This is a genomic window from Oceanobacillus sp. FSL W7-1304, from assembly GCF_037969805.1.
In the GTDB taxonomy this organism is placed as follows: Bacteria; Bacillota; Bacilli; order Bacillales; family Amphibacillaceae; genus Oceanobacillus; species Oceanobacillus profundus.
Genome location: NZ_CP150211.1, coordinates 1,242,110 through 1,260,379, shown reverse-complemented (window position 1 = coordinate 1,260,379; position 18,270 = coordinate 1,242,110). Strand labels below are relative to the sequence as shown.

Annotated in this window: 17 protein-coding genes; 13 read left to right on the top strand and 4 right to left on the bottom strand. The window is 36.7% G+C overall.

All coding sequences use genetic code 11. From position 1 onward, the window contains the following. Positions 1-68: 68 nt before the first annotated feature. The 3 genes from NYE61_RS06295 to NYE61_RS06285 all read right to left on the bottom strand — a co-directional run bounded on the left by NYE61_RS06295 (position 69) and on the right by NYE61_RS06285 (position 4,469). Positions 69-794 carry an alpha/beta hydrolase-fold protein gene (locus NYE61_RS06295; protein ID WP_095309457.1) on the bottom strand — a complete coding sequence of 242 codons (726 nt, stop codon included), beginning with the start codon at positions 792-794 and terminating at the stop codon, positions 69-71. Positions 795-931: 137 nt separating this feature from the next. Next, on the bottom strand, positions 932-2,749 hold the full coding sequence (locus NYE61_RS06290) for an ABC transporter ATP-binding protein (protein ID WP_303447989.1): 1,818 nt from the start codon (positions 2,747-2,749) through the stop codon (positions 932-934). After that, the gene (locus NYE61_RS06285; RefSeq protein ID WP_303447988.1) at positions 2,739-4,469 is read right to left on the bottom strand and encodes an ABC transporter ATP-binding protein; all 1,731 of its coding nucleotides are present in this window, start codon (positions 4,467-4,469) and stop codon (positions 2,739-2,741) included. Before NYE61_RS06285 ends, NYE61_RS06290 begins: the two co-directional genes overlap by 11 nt. 252 nt (positions 4,470-4,721) lie before the next feature. Between NYE61_RS06285 and NYE61_RS06280 the strand changes: the two genes are divergently transcribed. The 10 genes from NYE61_RS06280 to NYE61_RS06235 all read left to right on the top strand — a co-directional run bounded on the left by NYE61_RS06280 (position 4,722) and on the right by NYE61_RS06235 (position 15,769). Further along, positions 4,722-5,984, top strand: a complete 1,263-nt coding sequence (locus tag NYE61_RS06280) for a lactate racemase domain-containing protein (protein WP_118888752.1) — start codon at positions 4,722-4,724, stop codon at positions 5,982-5,984. Between the two features lie 258 nt (positions 5,985-6,242). Continuing rightward, positions 6,243-7,250, top strand: a complete 1,008-nt coding sequence (locus NYE61_RS06275; RefSeq protein WP_118888753.1) for a TAXI family TRAP transporter solute-binding subunit — start codon at positions 6,243-6,245, stop codon at positions 7,248-7,250. A 32-nt stretch (positions 7,251-7,282) separates the two neighbouring features. After that, entirely contained in the window at positions 7,283-9,271 is a 1,989-nt protein-coding gene (locus tag NYE61_RS06270) for a TRAP transporter permease (RefSeq protein ID WP_303447985.1), read from the top strand. A gap of 21 nt (positions 9,272-9,292) precedes the next feature. After that, positions 9,293-10,021 (top strand): FadR/GntR family transcriptional regulator, encoded by a 729-nt coding sequence (locus NYE61_RS06265; RefSeq protein WP_095309449.1) that lies wholly within the window; start codon positions 9,293-9,295, stop codon positions 10,019-10,021. A gap of 125 nt (positions 10,022-10,146) precedes the next feature. Further along, positions 10,147-10,884, top strand: coding sequence for a FadR/GntR family transcriptional regulator (locus NYE61_RS06260; RefSeq protein WP_303447984.1), 738 nt, complete (start codon positions 10,147-10,149; stop codon positions 10,882-10,884). Further along, positions 10,874-12,286, top strand: coding sequence for an FAD-linked oxidase C-terminal domain-containing protein (locus tag NYE61_RS06255; protein WP_303447983.1), 1,413 nt, complete (start codon positions 10,874-10,876; stop codon positions 12,284-12,286). The genes NYE61_RS06260 and NYE61_RS06255 overlap by 11 nt, the downstream gene beginning before the upstream one ends. Further along, positions 12,279-13,559, top strand: a complete 1,281-nt coding sequence (locus NYE61_RS06250) for a (Fe-S)-binding protein (protein ID WP_118888756.1) — start codon at positions 12,279-12,281, stop codon at positions 13,557-13,559. Before NYE61_RS06255 ends, NYE61_RS06250 begins: the two co-directional genes overlap by 8 nt. Before the next feature lie 239 nt (positions 13,560-13,798). Next, positions 13,799-14,251, top strand: a complete 453-nt coding sequence (locus NYE61_RS06245; RefSeq protein ID WP_251660474.1) for a DUF4429 domain-containing protein — start codon at positions 13,799-13,801, stop codon at positions 14,249-14,251. 777 nt (positions 14,252-15,028) lie between these two features. Further along, entirely contained in the window at positions 15,029-15,427 is a 399-nt protein-coding gene (locus tag NYE61_RS06240; RefSeq protein ID WP_303447981.1) for a MarR family transcriptional regulator, read from the top strand. Then, positions 15,428-15,769 (top strand): DUF3147 family protein, encoded by a 342-nt coding sequence (locus NYE61_RS06235; RefSeq protein WP_303447980.1) that lies wholly within the window; start codon positions 15,428-15,430, stop codon positions 15,767-15,769. A gap of 80 nt (positions 15,770-15,849) precedes the next feature. On the opposite strand, the gene NYE61_RS06230 is transcribed toward NYE61_RS06235, so the two are convergent. Then, positions 15,850-16,689, bottom strand: coding sequence for a tyrosine-type recombinase/integrase (locus NYE61_RS06230; RefSeq protein ID WP_303447979.1), 840 nt, complete (start codon positions 16,687-16,689; stop codon positions 15,850-15,852). 222 nt (positions 16,690-16,911) lie between these two features. Between NYE61_RS06230 and NYE61_RS06225 the strand changes: the two genes are divergently transcribed. From NYE61_RS06225 to NYE61_RS06215, 3 genes are all read left to right on the top strand, one after another. Continuing rightward, complete coding sequence (locus NYE61_RS06225; protein ID WP_303447978.1) at positions 16,912-17,343, top strand: GNAT family N-acetyltransferase; 432 nt, start codon at positions 16,912-16,914, stop codon at positions 17,341-17,343. Positions 17,344-17,515: 172 nt separating this feature from the next. Further along, complete coding sequence (locus tag NYE61_RS06220; protein ID WP_303447977.1) at positions 17,516-17,686, top strand: hypothetical protein; 171 nt, start codon at positions 17,516-17,518, stop codon at positions 17,684-17,686. Positions 17,687-17,743: 57 nt separating this feature from the next. Further along, positions 17,744-18,217, top strand: coding sequence for a hypothetical protein (locus tag NYE61_RS06215; protein WP_303447975.1), 474 nt, complete (start codon positions 17,744-17,746; stop codon positions 18,215-18,217). Positions 18,218-18,270: the final 53 nt, after the last annotated feature.

The following is an 18,270-nucleotide window of genomic DNA, read 5'->3' as shown; positions in this document are numbered from 1 at the left end:
TTTTATGATGAATGAGTGCTGTCAATATGTTTATCTTTTAGTATACCAAAAATTCTATAAGAAAAGAATTAATTAAACATTGTCGTGAGAACTCGTGTCATATCTTGTTGCCAATACTTCCACGTATGTTTTCCATTTTCTATCTCATCATAATAATAGGTGGATCCTTTTTCTTGTAGCAGCTGATTAAGCTTGCGATTTGGTTCTAAAAAATCGGCTTTATTGCCATCAGTCATATGAACTTCTGTTTCCAACTCTCCGATTGTATGATAAATGTCCATGGAGTCAAGAGAGCCAGAATTTGTTACAGCATCTAATACATAATTATCGACATACGGAGATTGCATGACGACTTTACCAAATGTATTTGGATATTTAATCGCGGTCATTAATGCAAGTGTTCCTGCTAAGGAATCACCCATCAACGCTCTTGACTGTCCCATGTGATAGCTCGGAATAAGTTCATCTAATAAGGGGACAACTTCATTAACCAGAAATTTTGTATAGGCTTCATTTTGTTCACCACTTGGATGATACTTTTTCCTGCGATCATGTTTATCCTGATAATGGATGCCGGCGAATACAGTATTGGTAATTTCGTAGCTGTCATGCAGCTTGTCGCTAAGTGTTGCAACCCTTCCCATTTGAAAATAATCATTCCCATCCTGCATCAAGCAAATATTATATTTGTAGAGGGGTGAGAATGATTCTGGCTGATAAATTTGAATAGACATTTTTTCATTTAGAAAGCGACTATCAATGTCTTTAACGAGCATTGTACCTTTTCTACCCAAAATATACACCTCATGCTTTCAGTTTATCAATCTGTACATATTTAACCATAGTCTATCACTAACGTGTAGCACCTGTCACCTAATGAAAAGAAGCCTAGAGTTATTCGGTTTCGGTTGAGAAATATCATAGCAAGCGCTCATTGCACTTGTCCTTTGTAAAGCTTGTAATAGCTGCCTTTTAGTTTGATGAGTTCTTCATGGCTGCCTTGCTCTATTATTTTTCCGTCCTCAAGCATGATGATTGTATCTGCCCCTTGGATTGTATTTAATCGATGTGCAATTACAAAGCTTGTTCTTCCAACCATCAGCCGCTTTAATGCAGCTTGAATTTTCAATTCTGTAATGGTGTCAATATTACTGGTAGCTTCGTCTAATATCAGGATGGAGGGAGCTGCAAGCAAAGCGCGTGCAATCGTTAATAATTGCTTTTGACCTTGGCTAATTCCACTACCATCTTGATCGAGGATGGTATCATAACCATTTGACAGCTTCATAATGAAATCATGGGCATTCGCATCCACAGCTGCATTTTCAACTTCTTTATCTGTGGCATGAAGTCGACCATATCGAATATTTTCCCGGACGCTGCCGTGGAAGAGAAAGGGATCCTGCAGTACAAATGCCATATGCTTGCGTAGACTGCTTCGTTTAATGGATTTTAAATCAATTCCATCTAATGTAATTTTCCCGGTATGATAATCATAAAAACGTGAAATCAAGTTAATAATTGTAGTTTTACCTGCTCCAGTGTGACCGACAAACGCTACAGTCTCACCAGGCCTTGCTTCAAAACGAATACCTTTTAATATAGTTGTATCCTCATAACCGAATGTAACGTTATCAAATTTAATATTCCCTTTCGTTCTTTTCACTTCAATTGAATTTGTTTCATCAGATTCTTCTTTTGTTTCGTCCATAACTTGAAACACCCGTTCAGCACCAGCGATAGCCGATAACAGGACATTAAATTGGTTCGATAGTTCATTAAGCGGACGTGTAAACTGACGTGCATATTCAGTAAAAATTACAATTACCCCAACGGTTACAAGCTGTTGGTCGTAAACAACAACAAGAATTCCGCCAACTAATGCGATTAAAGCAAAGCTAAGGAAATTGAGCATATTCATGATTTTTGGGATAAAACCGGCAATCGTAAGTGCCCAAAATCCAGTTCGTTGGAGGTTATGATTTCGTTCTTGGAATTCCCGAATTACTTTCTCTTCCTGTGAGTATGTTTTGACAATATGCTGACCGGAGACAATTTCTTCCACGTACCCGTTTACTTCACCGAGGTCATTTTGCTGTAATTTATATAATGGACCCGTGCGTTTTGTAATCCAGCGCATAGAGAAAAACATCGCTGGAATAACAGACATGGTTACAACTGTTAAGATTGGACTTAAATAGAGCATTACTGCGATTGTTCCAACCAATGTTAAGACACTAGCAAAAACCTGAATAACGGATTGATTGAGCGTGTTATTCACGTTGTCAATATCGTTGGTTAAGCGACTCATCAGTTCTCCGTGCTGTCGTTTATCAAAGTATGAAATCGGTAGCCGGTGGAACTGTTTGAAAAGGTCCTTCCGTAATGTATACACGGTTCTCTGCGCGATGCCAATCATCCAGTAATTTTGCAGGAAGATAGATAACGAGTGGAACAAATAAACAATCATTAAGCCTACTAGCAGCATCCCAAGACCACCAGCTTGACCGGTTACGATATAATCATCGATTGCCCTCCCAACCATAAATGGACCGAGAAGACTTAGACCAGAACTAAGTGTAACCATAAGAATGACAAGAAACAGCTTTCCTTTTTCTACAGTTAAATAATCCCATAATCGTTTTAATGTGTTCCCCATATTTTTTGCTTTTTTCTTATTATCTACAGCTATATTTTCTAGCGGTATTTTTTCATATTGAAAAGGAGCTTTTAATTGATTACTGGACATGTTCATACTCCTTTCCAAATTGGGATGTCACAATATTTCGATAGATGTGTGAAGCTTGTATCAACTCCTGATGTGTTCCTATAGCAAGAATTTTTCCTTCATCAAGAAGCATAATGCGATCTGCAGTGCTTGCTGTAGAAATCTTTTGTGTGATGATAAATACAGTACAGTTATATGCTTCAATTGCAGTAAGCAGTTGAGATTCGGTTGCTAAATCGAGCGCACTCGTACTATCATCGAGCATTAATATTTTGGGCTTGCGAATCAAGGCACGTGCAATTGAAATACGTTGTTTCTGTCCTCCCGAAAGGTTAACACCTTTTTGCCCGACTCTTGTATCATATTGATTTGGGAGACCCATAATAGTTTCGTGAATTTGTGCATCTTTAGCAGCTTGAATAATCTCCTCTATCGTCGCAGCATTTTTTCCCCATACTATATTATCTTTAATAGATCCTGAAAATAACAGGGGACTTTGCGGAACATATCCAACGCTCCCGCGAATTTGGTCAAAACTATATGCAGTAATCGCATTATCATCGACAAGGATTTTTCCTTTGTTGACGTCATATAATCGTGGCAAAAGCTGGAATAATGATGTTTTACCAGAGCCGGTTGAACCAATGACAGCGAGTTTCTCTCCGGGATTAATCGTAAAGGAGATATCTTCTAATGCAGGCTTGGCTGCACCGGGGTAGGTGAATGAAACCTGATGATACGTTACTTTTCCTCGTATCACAGTCATTTGCTTATTTCCTTCTGTATGATCAGTAAGGTCGACTTGAAGAGATAGAACTTCATCAACTCGTATTGCGGAAGCTTTAGTTCGCGAAATTGCCATGATAATAAAGGAAAACATGGAAATTGCCATGGCTACACGTAAGGCGTAGTTAACCATTGTAACTACTTCGCCGACATTCGCATTTCCAGTAATCATTTGTTGATTTCCAAACCAAAGAATAACAAGGATGCTTACGTTCATAACAAATAAAAGTACAGGCATCGACGATTCAACAAAACGAAAGGTTCTGCGCGTAGAATCTGCAAGCCCAGCATTTGCTTCCCTAAAGCGATTTTCCTCAAAGTCTCTTCGAGTAAATGCCTTTATTAGACGCATTCCTGCAAGGTTTTCTTGCATCACCCGATTTACCTGATCCACATAGCCTTGCACATTAGCGAACATGTTGCTAGCCAGTTTAAGCACGTATAATAAGAAGATAACAAGTAATGGCACAGTAATTAAGAAAATCAGTGCAAGCCTGGCATTTACGATGAAAGCCATTAACACACCACCAATTACAATTAACGGTGCTTTTGCCATAATTCGCAGTGCCATAAATATTGTATTTTGAATTTGTCTAATATCATTTGTAAACCTCGTTACAAGGCTTGACGTTGGATACTGGTTCAGATTTGCAAATGAGAACTCCTGAATTTTTTCAAATAGCTTTTGGCGGATATCATAACCAAACGCAATACTAACGTGTGAAGAGAGAAAGGAGTTCGTTATCCCAGCTGCCAACGATAGAAATGAAAGACCAATCATAATAGAGCCCCACATCACAATTTTGCTTAAATCTTGATTGACAACTCCTTGGTTAATCATTAAACCTAAAAATAACGGCAGAAGTAATTCTACTGCAAGCTCCATCAGCATTAGAATGAAAGCTATGACAGCAGGGAATTTATATGGTTTTAAAAAGGAAAAGACATTTCTCAATTGTGAGCCACCTACAATCACGGATAAAAACAATTTTCTTACTATTATAAAGTGAGGAGGGGATTTTATCCACTATTCTATTTCGAGTATCGAAATGTTGAAAAGGTTGTTTTATGCTAAAAATAATGAAGCCTGTTCCTAGATAATAAGTTTGTTTGCTAAATTAATCGACAATTCATATATTTGACTTGATTAATCAAGGATAGAAGATAAAATTAGAGAAATAGTGGGGGAAAAGGAAGGGGACTCAATATGATTTTATACGAGATTGAACAGAAGTTTAAGAGGGAAAAACTAATTGATCTGAAAGGACAGGTAAGGTCTGAATTAAAATTGAACAAACAATTGAATTCGCTTCCAAAAAAAGCAGAAATTGCAATAACAGCAGGGAGTCGCGGAATCGACAATATTGTAGTTATTTTAAAGGAGATTATCAAGTATCTACATCAATATGGTTATCGTCCATTTATTGTGCCGGCTATGGGAAGTCATGGTGGAGCAACGGCAGAAGGACAAATGGATGTGCTTCGCTATTTGGGTATTACGGAGGATGTCATGGGTGTGCAAATTCGTTCTTCGATGGAAGTGATCGATCTTGGTACAACTCCTGAAGGGTTGCCTGTTTATATGGATAAACAGGCATATCATGCTGATGGAATTATTGTTGTTAATCGAATTAAAGCACATACAGCATTCCGAGGCAGCGTCGAAAGCGGATTAAGCAAAATGGCTGCAATTGGTTTAGGTAAACAGAAAGGAGCAAGTTTTGTACATAGCGAAGGGGCAGCAAATATGGAACAAAATATTTTGGCTGTGTCTAAGTATGCTTTACACCATGCTCCAATAAGTATGGGGTTAGCAATCATTGAAAATAGCTATGATCAAACAGCTATTATTCAAGGGATAGACGTGGATAAATGGTTTGAACAAGAATCAGACCTTTTAAGAAAATCAAAGGATCTAATGCCGAGCCTTCCATTAAAAGAAGTTGATTTATTAGTCGTGGAGGAAATGGGTAAGAATTACAGTGGTACTGGGATGGACCCGAATATAATAGGAAGATGGCGTATTGATGGAGTAGATGAACCAAAAGAGCCAAGTATTAAGCGTCTGGCAGTACTGGATTTATCCGAACAATCATTTGGAAATGCACAAGGAATAGGGTTAGCAGATTTCACGACCGAAAAACTAATTAACAAAATAGACCGAGATGCTACCTATATGAATGCTCTAACAAGTACATTTTTACGAAGAGTAATGTTTCCGCTTTATTATGCTTCCGAGCGACAAGTATTAGAATATGCGTTTAAAAGCTTAGGACCAAAAGCAAAGTGGGAGGAGACCGATTACATCCAAATCCCAAATACGCTTCATCTAAATAAGATGTTAGTCTCAGAGAGTGTCTTACGTAAGCTAGATAGCAATGTTATAGATTATACAATCGAACGCAAGGTACGGTTGGATTTTATAAATGAAGAATTGAAGTACCGACTTTCAAATGTTTATATAACCTAACATATCGGTAAGTATAGAGGGTAGATATCTGAATCTGTAACTAAAGCTTAACGATGCTGCTAAGGATGATAACTTAGTAGCTTTTTTGTTTAGGTGAGAGAATATCTATTATGATTTGTTTAGCAAACAAATTAATTTCAGATTTAAACAATAATAAATTATTTTCAGAAAAATATTGATTTTGAAAGTTATAATATTATATACTTGTAATACAAGTTTGCAAAATATATCGAATTTATATCGGAGGGGTTGGAAAAATTGAAAAAGTTAGTTATCCCAATTCTATTAATGTTAGCGCTTACTATTTCTGCTTGTGGGACAGCAAACAGTGGAACGCAGTACATCTCAATTGCAACAGCTTCATCAGGAGGTACATATTACCCGATTGGTGTAGGAATCGGAAACCTGTGGTCTGAAACCATTGATGGACTTAAAGCAACTGGACAATCCTCAGCTGGTTCAGTAGAAAATGTAGATTTGTTAAGGAAAAATGAGGCGGATTTAGCAATCTTGCAAGGTTTAATTGGAGCCCAGGCGTATGAAGGTACTGGTATTTTTGAGGATAATTCCTATAAGGATCTTCGGTCAATGGCAGTGCTTTGGCCGAATGTGGAACACTTTGTATTAATGAATAACAGAGTTAAAACTGGAACGATTGAAGATATTGCAGGTGATTCCTTTTCTGTAGGACCACAAGCAAGCGGTACAGAGCAATCAACATTAGTCATTATGCAAGGTATCGAATTAACAAAAGAGGATATAACTCCAGAATATTTAGGTTATGATGATACAATTTCAGCTATGCGTGATGGCCGTCTTTCTGGTGGGTCACTTCCAGCTGGTACGCCAGTTTCCGCAATTATGGATATGTATGCGAGCAAAGTGAATGCCAGTGTATTAGAAGTAACAGATGCCCAGCTGGACCAGATTAATAGTCTATCGAATGCGTGGGTTCGTTACGTCATTCCAGCTGACACTTATCCAGGAGAGAGCGAAGAGATTCATACAATTGCACAACCAAATTTTATCGCTTTATCAAAAGAAATGGATGAAGATTTGGTTTATGAGCTTACGAAAACAATGTTTGAAAACCTTGAGAAAGTACATGAAATTCATAATTCAGCTAAAGATGTTTCTTTAGAAACAGCATTAGCTGGCTTGCCTGCCCCACTACATATTGGTGCTTACAGATACTTTGAAGAGCAAGGAGTAGAGATACCAGAAGAGATTATTCCTGTCGAAGTGAAGGAATCTCAAAGTGAATAAGAACTACTTTAAAAAGAAGGATGGTGGACTTTATGGAAAATAAAAAAATGGCTACAGATACACAAAATGTAGATGCGGACAAAGAGGGTGGCGGTGGCGCTAGAAAACTGAAAGGAATGCAAGCTTCCATAATTGCTGTAGTTGCATTAGGTTTATCCTTGTTTGCTATCTATGTAAACAGCTTTATGAACATCCAGGAAATTTACCGCAATATTGTTTTTCTAGGGTTTGTCCTTATATTAGGATTTTCCTTATACCCGGCAATGAAAAAGGGAGATAAATCAAAAATATCAACGATTGACCTCATTTGGATTATTGCAGGTTTGTCTGGAACCATTTATATTCTATTTAACTATATCGTCATTCATAGTGTTAGAATCTCTCAGGCGATTACAATCGATTATGTGTTTGCGGCAATTACAATAATTGCACTTTTGGAAGTGGCAAGAAGAAGTATTGGAATATTTATCCCACTGCTTTCGCTATTTGCAATTGTATACGCTTTATTTGGTCCATATTTCCCTGGGGTGTTAGGACATGCTGGATTTACGTTAGAGCGTTTATTGTTCCGTTTTTATATGACAACAGAAGGTATTTTCGGTATGACTTTATCGATTGCAACAACCTATATTATCCTGTTTATCTTATTTGGTGCTTTTTTAAATGCGAGTGGTGCAAGCAAGCTATTCAATGATTTGGCTATTGCCCTAGCGGGACAGCGACGTGGTGGACCAGCCCAAGTCGCAGTAATATCAAGTGCGCTAACTGGATCATTAAGTGGTAGTGCAGTTGCAAACGTAGCTACTACTGGTCCATTTACAATTCCATTGATGAAGAGTATTGGGTTAAATTCACGATTTGCTGGTGCGGTTGAAGCTGCTGCGTCAACAGGCGGGATGATTATGCCGCCAATTATGGGAGCAGCTGCATTTATTATGGCTGGATTTCTCGGTGTTAGCTATAACATCATCATTATTGCTGCTATCATTCCTGCATTGCTTTACTATGGTGGATTAGTAATTGCGATTGATATTGAAGCTAAAAAGCGAGGACTTAAGGGGATTAGTAAAGATTCCATTCCACAGGTCTGGTCTGTTTTAAAAGAAGGAGGCGTACTGCTGCTTCCGCTGATTGTTGTAATCGGGACTCTATTGAGTGGGAAGACTCCAATTGTAGCGGGATTTTCCGGTATTATTTCTGCCATTATTGTCAGCTGGTTAACGAAGGACAAGACAAATCGAATTACGTTTAAAAAAGCTATCCAAACATTAATAGATGGTGCAAAAGGAACCATTCAGGTTACGGTTGCCTGTGCCTCAGTTGGTATTTTAATTGCTGTTATAACGATGACAGGTCTTGGATCTACACTTGCATATAATATAATCAATATTTCTGGTGGAAATTTAGCAATTATTCTATTGCTGGTTATGGTTACTTGTATTGTACTAAGTATGGGATTACCTTCAACTGCACTTTATATTGTAGTAGCAGTTACAGCAGCACCTGCGTTAATTGAGGCTGGTGTAAATCCAATTGCAGCACACTTTTTTGTGTTTTGGTTTGGTGCACTTTCCAATATTACACCACCCGTAGCATTAGCTGCTTACACGGCATCCGGAATATCTGGAGGCGATCCGATGAAGACATCCTGGACTGCTTTAAAGCTCTGCCTGCCAGGTTTTATTATTCCGTTTATGATTGCATACAATCCAATCCTTGTTATGCAAACGGCTACAGGTGAGTTAGCAACCTTTATGGAAGGCTTAATCGTTTTTGTAACCGCATTACTTGGCGTATTTGCTCTATCCATCGCGACATTCAATTACTTTAGTATGAAGCTAAATATAGTTGAACGAATTGGCTTTTTTGCGATTGCATTTTTACTTATTAAACCAGGGGTCATAACTGATTTATTAGGATTAGGAATTGGAGCAATTATTTTAACGTGGCATATTTTACGAACGAATAAAATAAAACAAAAACAAAATACGGCTAGTGGTGATAAAGTGATTGGTGTTTAACTAAAAGAAGGAGGGGTATGGTTGAAAATTGAAAGAAAGAAAGTATCCGAATTGGTGCTCGAGGAATTAAAAGAGATGATAAAGACTGGCAAATTTCCTCCGAACAGTCAATTGCCCTCTGAGAATGAACTCGTTAAGATGTTTGGAGTTAGTCGCTCACCTATACGAGAAGCATTAAGCGTATTAGCAGCAGGTGGTTTAATTGAGTCCAGGCAGGGTGGGAGAAGCTGGGTAAAAGAAGTGAATGTAGCTGAAATGTTAAAACAAGTACATTTTGAAATGATTAAAGTAGAAGAAGTACAAAATTTACTGGAATTACGTACCATTGTTGAATCAAATGCCGCTTATCTTGCTGCTAAGCGGCATAAGCAAGAGGATATAGTTGATTTAAAAGCAAGCCTTGAAGCGTTTAGTCAAACGGTTAAAGACCCCTATATAAATGGGTTTGAAGCTGATTATGCATTCCATCGAATTATCGTTCGCTCAGCTTATAATCCTTTTTTGACACAAACAATGGATAATATATCGGACCTCCACTTAAAAGCTGTCCAGTTTTCTTTATCCAAAAACCAAGGCTGGGAGGTTCGACGTAAAACCGTTTATGCTGAACATGAAAAAATTTACCTTGCGATCAAAAATCGAGATGCGCAAACTGCTATGGAAGCCGTTGCTGAACATTTAACGAATGCTCGGATTAAACTTGGAGATAAGCGTGTTACTGTAGAGGATAATACAAGTGAAATTCAGTAATTATATGGGAAATATCCATCATAATCGATTATATCTGATGAAATACGTGCAAATGTCTTAAATGGGTATTTGCATGTGCCTAGTGGACTGTCCACTAGACCAACAGCTGAGATGGAGGTAATTATTTGGAGTTTCAAGCAATACAAAAGAAGAAAAAAATCTATCAAACTATTATTGATCAAATTAAACATTCCATTGCTGAAGGAACTATTCAGCCTGGCGATAAATTACCGTCAGAACGCGCACTTGCAACGATGTTTAAAGTGTCAAGAACCTCTGTAAAAGAGGCAATGACTGTTCTGGAATCCTCTGGGATTATAACTGTCCGGCCAGGAGTAGGGATGTATGTGAACACGGAAGCTAATTACGGCACACTTCTTGAATTTTCCAACGTGATAGGTGACAACCTATATGATTTTATGAATCTGATTGAATTGCGACAGACGATCGAAGGAGACGCTGCTTTTTATGCAGCGAAACGGATTACGAAGCCCCAAAAAGAACGGTTGGAATCGGACTATGAAAATTTAGTAGTACTAAGTCTCGAAGGCAAGATTGCGATGAAAGAAGATTACCAATTCCATTATACAATTGTTGAAACTGCAAATAATCCTGTCATGTTAGAGATTATTAAATTAGTAGCTGATAAGATTTTAATCCATTTACGTGAGAGCCGAGCGTACTCCATAACAGATGATTCATTAAATGCCCAGGTTATAGAAGAGCATAAGCAGATTTTTCGTGCAATTATAGAAGGAAGACCAGATGCAGCAAAAGAGGCGATGTGGAAGCATCATCAAGGCATTAAATTGCGCCATCAGCAGTTTCGTATAAATTCAGGAGGGATACGGAATGATTCATGACACAATCATCCAGTTGTTAAAAGAGATTATAAAGGATGAAAAGCGAATATTAACAGACAAAGTAGACTTATATAGTTATTCCTATGACTCCTCGTTTGGGGTATATCTCCCAGATGTAGTTGTTCAGCCAAAGGAGACAAAAGAAGTAGCTGAAATGATGAAGCTGGCAAATAAATACGAAATACCTGTCTACCCTCGTGGGCAGGGCACAAGTTTAAGCGGCGGTCCTTTACCAGTGAAAGGAGGGATTGTTTTTGATTTATCCAAATGGGATAACAAATTAATCATTAATGCTGAAGATATGGTAGCGGTTGTTTCACCAGGGGTTATAACGGCGGATATTAATAATGCCGCAATGGAAGCAGGGATGATTTATCCGCCTGATCCGAGCAGTTCAAACGTTTCAACGATTGGTGGTAACTTAGCCGAAAATTCAGGTGGCCCGCGTGGGTTGAAATATGGCGTTACGAAAGATTATGTCATTGGATTGGAGGTTGTAACACCAGAGGGAGAGGTAATTCGTACAGGTGGAAGAACTGTTAAAAATGTAACGGGCTATGACTTAACGAAATTAATCGTTGGTTCAGAAGGCACATTAGGGATTATTACGGAAGCGATATTACGTCTTTTTCCAAAACCACAAGCGACAAAAACATTGATGGCAGTTTTTGACGATATAGTAGATTCCGGTCGAGCAATTACAAATATATTGAGCTCAGGAATTTTGCCTTCCAAACTAGAAATAATGGATAACGCAACGATTAATGCCGTTGAAGCCTATGAACCACTTGGTCTGCCTATCGAAGCGGAGGCATTATTATTAATTGAATTAGATGGTCACCCAGCAGCAATTGAGGATGAAATTATTCGTGTTCAGCAGGTATGTGAATCTAGTCAAGCAAGTGAAGTGAGAGTAGCTAACACAGTGGAAGAGGCTAATGAGCTTTGGAAGGCAAGGAAACTTGTATCCCCTGCAATTGTTCGTGAAAAGCCTACAAAAATTTCGGAGGATGCAACGATTCCAAGAAGTAAGATTCCAGAAATGTTTAAGCGGTTAAAAGAAATTCGAGAAAAGTATCACATTCATTTAGTCGTATTTGGTCATGCAGGTGATGGAAATCTACATCCGAACATTATTGCTGATCAACGTGATCAAGAAGAGATGCGCCGGGTTGAAAAAGCAGTAGAGGAAATATTCGAAGCGGCTATTGAACTTGGCGGCACATTATCTGGAGAGCATGGTATTGGTACATTAAAAGCTCCGTTTATGGAAATGGAACTCGGTGAAATTGGACTGGATATGATGAAGCGAATCAAAGAAAGCTGGGATCCGAAAAACGTGCTAAATCCTGGCAAGATTTTTCCGGAGCCAGGTCAAAGGCTGGTGTTAACCAATGGCTGAGCTAGCATATGAAGAAACGTTTGATTGTGTACAATGCGGCTACTGCTTACCAGCTTGTCCAACATATATAACAATGGAGAAAGAAACGCACTCACCAAGAGGGCGAATCAACTTAGTGAAAATGGCAGCCGAAGGGAAAATTACGTATTCTGAACTAGAAGGACCAATTAATCTATGCCTTGGATGTCGAGCATGTGAAGTGGTTTGTCCGACAAATGTACAATACGGGACGATTTTAGAATCAGCAAAAGAATTTATCGAAGAAAACAAGAAAAAAGAAACGCCAAAACGTGTGAAGTTATTTCGAGAATTTCTATTTAATAAAACAATCCCTAATAAGAAAATCTTGAATACTGTAGGCGGAGGAATTGCATTATACCAAAAATCCGGCTTGCAAAAGGTAGCACATAAAGCAAAAGCAACCAATATTTTACCAGAAAACCTACGTACGTTTGAGAAAATCCTTCCGAATGCAGAAGGCAGTATCAAACGCAGAAAACGGGAAGAATACTATCCGCCAATCCACCGTCCTGCATTTCGCATCGGATTTTTTACAGGATGTGTGATGGATACGATGTTTTCATCGATTAATACACAAAGCATTAAGTTACTCCAATTAGCTGGATGTGAGGTAACGGTTATTAAAGAGCAAACCTGTTGTGGTGCCTTACAAAGTCATAGCGGAGAAACGGAAATTACAAAAAGATTAGCGAAAGAAAATATTGAGGCATTTGAAAAACACAGCTTCGATTATATTGTAAACAGCATTGGTGGCTGCGGTGCTATGCTCGTCGAGTATGATAAATTATTTGCCGATGATCCAGAATGGGCGACCCGAGCAAAGCAGTTTGCAGAAAAGAATGTAGACATTAGCGTTATTTTAAGTCAGTTGAACCTACCATTTGAAAAGGAAATCAATAGAGCCGTGACATATCAACCATCCTGTCATATGAGCAATGTCCAGAAGCGGGTGAATGAACCGTTGCAATTATTAAAATCTGTACCAGGAATCACATACTTAGAGTTTCCAAAAAAGGATATGTGTTGTGGATCAGCGGGCATTTACAATATTGTAAATTATAATGAATCGATGGAACTTATTGATGAAAAGATGAAGCACTTGACCACTATAACACCAGAAGTAATTGTTACAACAAATCCGGGCTGTCACCTGCAGATGAAGGTTGGGGTGGAGCGAGAAGGATTGACGGATCAGATTCAGGTTGTTCATTTAATAGAATTATTGGCTGAAGCTTGTAAGGTTGAAGGTTGAGATTTATTGCTTGAGATTAATTAAATAAAGAGCTCTGGCATGGAACCAAAGAGAAATTATAAGCTCTTTTGCTCTACTAAGTGTGGTATAAGAAAATAAAAATAATTATATTTTCAATACAACACCTTCGAGGTAAGGCCTATTTATCCACTTTAATATAGCTAAGAGGATTCCTGGAATTTTTTAAATTGAAAAAACTTTCCACCTTACCGATAATAAAAAAGGAGGGAGTTGGCACTATGGCTGAATTTTATTTTAAATCAAATGGTAAGTTCATTGTCACCGTGGAAAATGGTTATCTGAGATGGAAAAGGAAAGGGTTTCAAAATTACTTAAACCAAGGTTCTAAAGGAGAGAAGAGTATACCGATCAAGAGCATAACGGCAATACAAATAAAAGAACCGCGCTTAACAACTGGATATATTCAATTCGCATACAGTGGAGCATCTGAAAGTAAAGGCGGTGTTTTAGACGCGGTCAAAGATGAAAACACCATTACTTTCTTAAAAAAAGAATTAGATCAGGCTATTGAGTTGAAGAATCTACTAGAAACCTTGCAAAATGAAGACAATTCGGTTATCACTAAATCAAGTGACGCTGAAGAACTAATTAAATATAAGCAGTTGTTGGATGATGGTATTTTAACTCAGGACGAGTTTGATGCTAAGAAAAAACAAATACTAGGATTATAAGCATCTCATAATGAGGTGCTTTTTATTATTGTAATAAGAGAATCGTTTGCAAGGGACACAATTGTACCCTGTACCAATCTAAATCCTTATATCCTTCGAGATTATGCAGTAAATGTAATGATTAGGGAGAGGTGATTCGTATTGGGCTTGAACCAACGACCTCTACCCTGTCAAATTAGTTTCTGAAGTAAATTAGAAAAAATGAATTCAAAGAAGTGCAGTTTAATAGGGGTTTGGGAGGCTTGAAAATCAAATAAGTTAAATAAATTTAAGCCAGAAAACTAATTCTGTGACTTTTTTGTGACTGATAGGTAAGCAAGTGGTCTGTACTAATATAAAGAACAGTTACTGTATATAACAGCAAATATCTTTTCCCTATGTTATTAGCATAATGAATGATACTTAATCATGTTACTTTTTTATTTGGTGTGTATCATTGAAGTGTTCTATTTTGAGATGTATTTTAAAAAATACATCTCAAATGATATTAAAATTGAGTAATAAAATTGCAATTTAAAGTCATCTAAATTGACCTATACTCAAATTTATTAGTTGTGGCTAACAATCGAGGTGCGTTCAAAACAGACGGCTTTTATCATATTGTTTTCCTTTTTTAAGATTATTAATAAATCATATTATAACTTTGTGAAATATTGTACTTAAACTAACGTGGCAGGTTAGTTTAAGAACTATTGAAAGCAGTCGGTAAATTTTTATTGCATTTATATCGTATAACACGATATAATCTATTGAAACGATGTATTGGAGGTATTTTATATGATTGATGAAATAAACAGATATTTTTCTAACATTTACTTTGAACTTCACCCAGTACAACAAGAATCCATTTCTCACCAAAGTGTCCGTATATTACAAATGGTACATAAAAAGCAGTTTGTAATGGTTCGAGATATTGCAGAACATTTATCTATATCACATAATACTGCTTCGGAACACGTGAAAAAGCTAGTAAGTAATGGATGGCTATATAAAGAAAGATATGAAAAAGATCAACGTAAGGTTTACTTACATCTTACGGAACTTGGTGTAAAGATAGTAAGGAAAAACACAGAATTAGATGAAGAAAAATTACAAGCAGCACTTGATAAGTTATCAGATAAAGAAAGGATACAAATTGTTAAAGCCTTTCAATTACTCAGTGAGGTATCAAAATAAATGTATTTATTCATAAAAATTGTAAGCTCCGCAGCCATTATTGGCATAGTTACCGAATTAGCAAGAAGATTTCCAGTGTACGGAGGAATTATAGCAGCTTTACCTTTAATCAGTATTCTAAGTATAATTTGGCTTACTGTACAAGGAGAATCCACAAAGACTATTAATGAGTTTACAGGTGGTGTGATAGCAGGTCTTCCAGCAACTATTGTAATGCTCTTGATAATTTATATGGCATTTAAACATTCTATTCATTTATCAGTAGCGATTTTATTTGGAGTTATTGGCTGGGGGTTCTTTTTAATCATTCAGAAATATATAATCGAAATATTCTTCTCCTAGAAAAGTTTTAAGTTCTTTAGCTAACTGGTGCAAAAATTGAAAAGAGCAACGAGATATTTATTGCGTTGCTCTTCAACAATCTAAAAATGCTTTCTATAAAACTCTTGCCTAAGTCTCCCACTTAATTGAGCATAAATTCGTGTTGTTTCGCTTTTCTCGTGCCCTAGAAGACTTTGGATAACTTCAAGTGGAGCACCATTATTCAAGAGATGAGTAGCGTAACTGTGCCTTAATTGATGAGGATGAATGGTTTTATTAATTCCAGCACGATTAGAAATACGTTTAATTATGTATCTCATTTGAGCAATACTCATCCTATGTGGAGATCGTTCTGTAACAAATATAGCAGAATCATTGTCGTTCCTACTATTTAAGTATTTATTCAGCCATATATCAAAACGTATATTGAAATATACCTCTCTTTCTTTATCACCTTTACCTCGAACAATTGCCGATTGACTTCCCCAATTAATGCTGTTTCTGTCAAGTGTCACGATTTCTCCAATACGACACCCAGTTGAAAACATAAATTCGAATAAGGCTTTCTCCATTGGAGTAAAACAAGCATCTCGTAAGTGCTCAATCTCTCTTTCTGTTAAGAATTTTGGGATACGTTTCCCGATTTTTGGTTCTTTTATTTTACTAGCAGGGTTACTATCAATGATCCCTTCCTCGTGTGACCAACGAAATAAGGATCGGATAAATCTTATTCGATGAGACAAACTTGATGGCTTCAATTCATTGCTTGATTCAGCTAAATATTGCTTTAGATGCTGGGTTGTAATGTCATTCATTTTGGTATTACCTAAAAAGTTAACTAATAGCTTCGCTTGAAGTCTATAAGCATTTAAAGTTTGTGGAGAAAAGCCCTCAATTCTCTTATCTGCTTCATAAGATTTCGTAGCTTCTAACAACAGCAAATCAAATCACTCCCTAATTAGATTTATAACAAAGCATATCCAATCATCGGAATAAAATAATTTTCTGAATAATTTAGGGTGTTCTAAATAAAAAAGTGGAATTTAATGTTAAAATAAAAATATGTTATTAAGCTAAAGGGGCAGGTTAGTAGAATAAACGGTATTGAACTAACCTTATCTTAATAATGATTCATAAGTGCTGTAATTTGAAAGGGTGATAACGTGAACATTAGAAGAAACAAAAAAATAGAAGTTAATAAATTAATAAAAATATGGTATGAAGGTTCCTTAATAGCACATGACTTTATTGATAAGGATTATTGGAAATCACAGCAAAAGGATATGGAAGGAAAATATCTTCCAATGTCTGAAACCTATGTTATAAGTAATGAAATAGAAATTGTGGGTTTTGTATCATTGGTAGATGATTATTTGGCTGCACTGTTTATTGATGTTAAGCATCAAGGCCAAGGATACGGAAAAAGATTATTAAACTTTATAAAAGAACGAAGGGAAAATATACAACTGAAAGTGTACAAGAAAAATAGGAACGCCGTTAATTTTTACGTGATGAATGGTTTTGTAATAAAAAAAGAATTATTAGATGAACAGACTGTTGAGGAAGAGTTTTTAATGGGATGGGAAAGAGTTTAAGCTCCATTGGTTAAATCATATTATTACATAAAATAATCTCTTATTGTGCTAGCGGGTGCCATAGTTAAAGAATGAAATTGAACGGCAGTTATTGTGATAAAGCGTCAGGAGAGTTTCATAAAGAAAGATGGGGAGAAAAATGCAATACTTAAAATATAGGATGAAGTATTATGTGGCTATAATTGTGGGTTTGTTAATAGGCTTTTTAATTGCCCAATTGTTATTTGAAACGCCAGATTACCTAACTGGATTTATTGTTGCAACAATTGGGTTGGTAATAGGGGAATCTGTTGTTTCTTTTAGATGGTTACGTCGAAGCAAAGGTGCAGGGTTGTTTAAATAATGGTAAATAGTTTTGAAAAATAAACTGGTGAAGGTGGAGGTTATTATTAGACGATTTATGGTCATTTTAATGGTTATAGCTATTTTTTTCATATCTGCTTGTAGTGAAAAGGATAAGATAGACCACTTCTCTTCTAAAGAAGAAACTTTGGAACATTTTAGTGAGAAAGAAGATATTGAAGGGAATATTGATTTAATTATAACGACAAGAGGGGAAAAGTTATTAGTAGTACAGTCGAGAGAGGATGTTATTTTTGTTGGAGAATTAATCGAAGACAAGGAAGGATATTACGCAAAGAGAATATCAGACAGTGTTGGAGTAGGGATAGGTGCGAGTTGGGAATTAAATACAGTAAATAAAAATAAGTACACAATATTTTTTGAAAAGAATAAAGAAGATGCGTATTACATAAAGTTCTCTAATGGCGAATACGACATCTCCCTTGTAGAAGGACATACGATAAGTGAAAACGACTTAGTTTTAACAAGTGCGATAAAGGAAGTTGAAACAGTAAAAGATAAAATCAACTAACGGGTGCAAGAGTTTTATAGGCGATCATCAAATTGATCGCCTTTTCTTTTCTG

What these genes read in the sequence shown, in the direction of transcription:
- NYE61_RS06270 (WP_303447985.1), top strand. Translation starts at nt 7,283, where the DNA reads ATGGAAAATAAAAAAATGGCTACAGATACACAAAATGTAGATGCGGAC.
- NYE61_RS06215 (WP_303447975.1), top strand. Translation starts at nt 17,744, where the DNA reads ATGGTCATTTTAATGGTTATAGCTATTTTTTTCATATCTGCTTGTAGT.
- NYE61_RS06255 (WP_303447983.1), top strand. Translation starts at nt 10,874, where the DNA reads ATGATTCATGACACAATCATCCAGTTGTTAAAAGAGATTATAAAGGAT.
- NYE61_RS06250 (WP_118888756.1), top strand. Translation starts at nt 12,279, where the DNA reads ATGGCTGAGCTAGCATATGAAGAAACGTTTGATTGTGTACAATGCGGC.
- NYE61_RS06235 (WP_303447980.1), top strand. Translation starts at nt 15,428, where the DNA reads ATGTATTTATTCATAAAAATTGTAAGCTCCGCAGCCATTATTGGCATA.
- NYE61_RS06290 (WP_303447989.1), bottom strand. Translation starts at nt 2,749, where the DNA reads ATGTCCAGTAATCAATTAAAAGCTCCTTTTCAATATGAAAAAATACCG.
- NYE61_RS06245 (WP_251660474.1), top strand. Translation starts at nt 13,799, where the DNA reads ATGGCTGAATTTTATTTTAAATCAAATGGTAAGTTCATTGTCACCGTG.
- NYE61_RS06280 (WP_118888752.1), top strand. Translation starts at nt 4,722, where the DNA reads ATGATTTTATACGAGATTGAACAGAAGTTTAAGAGGGAAAAACTAATT.
- NYE61_RS06240 (WP_303447981.1), top strand. Translation starts at nt 15,029, where the DNA reads ATGATTGATGAAATAAACAGATATTTTTCTAACATTTACTTTGAACTT.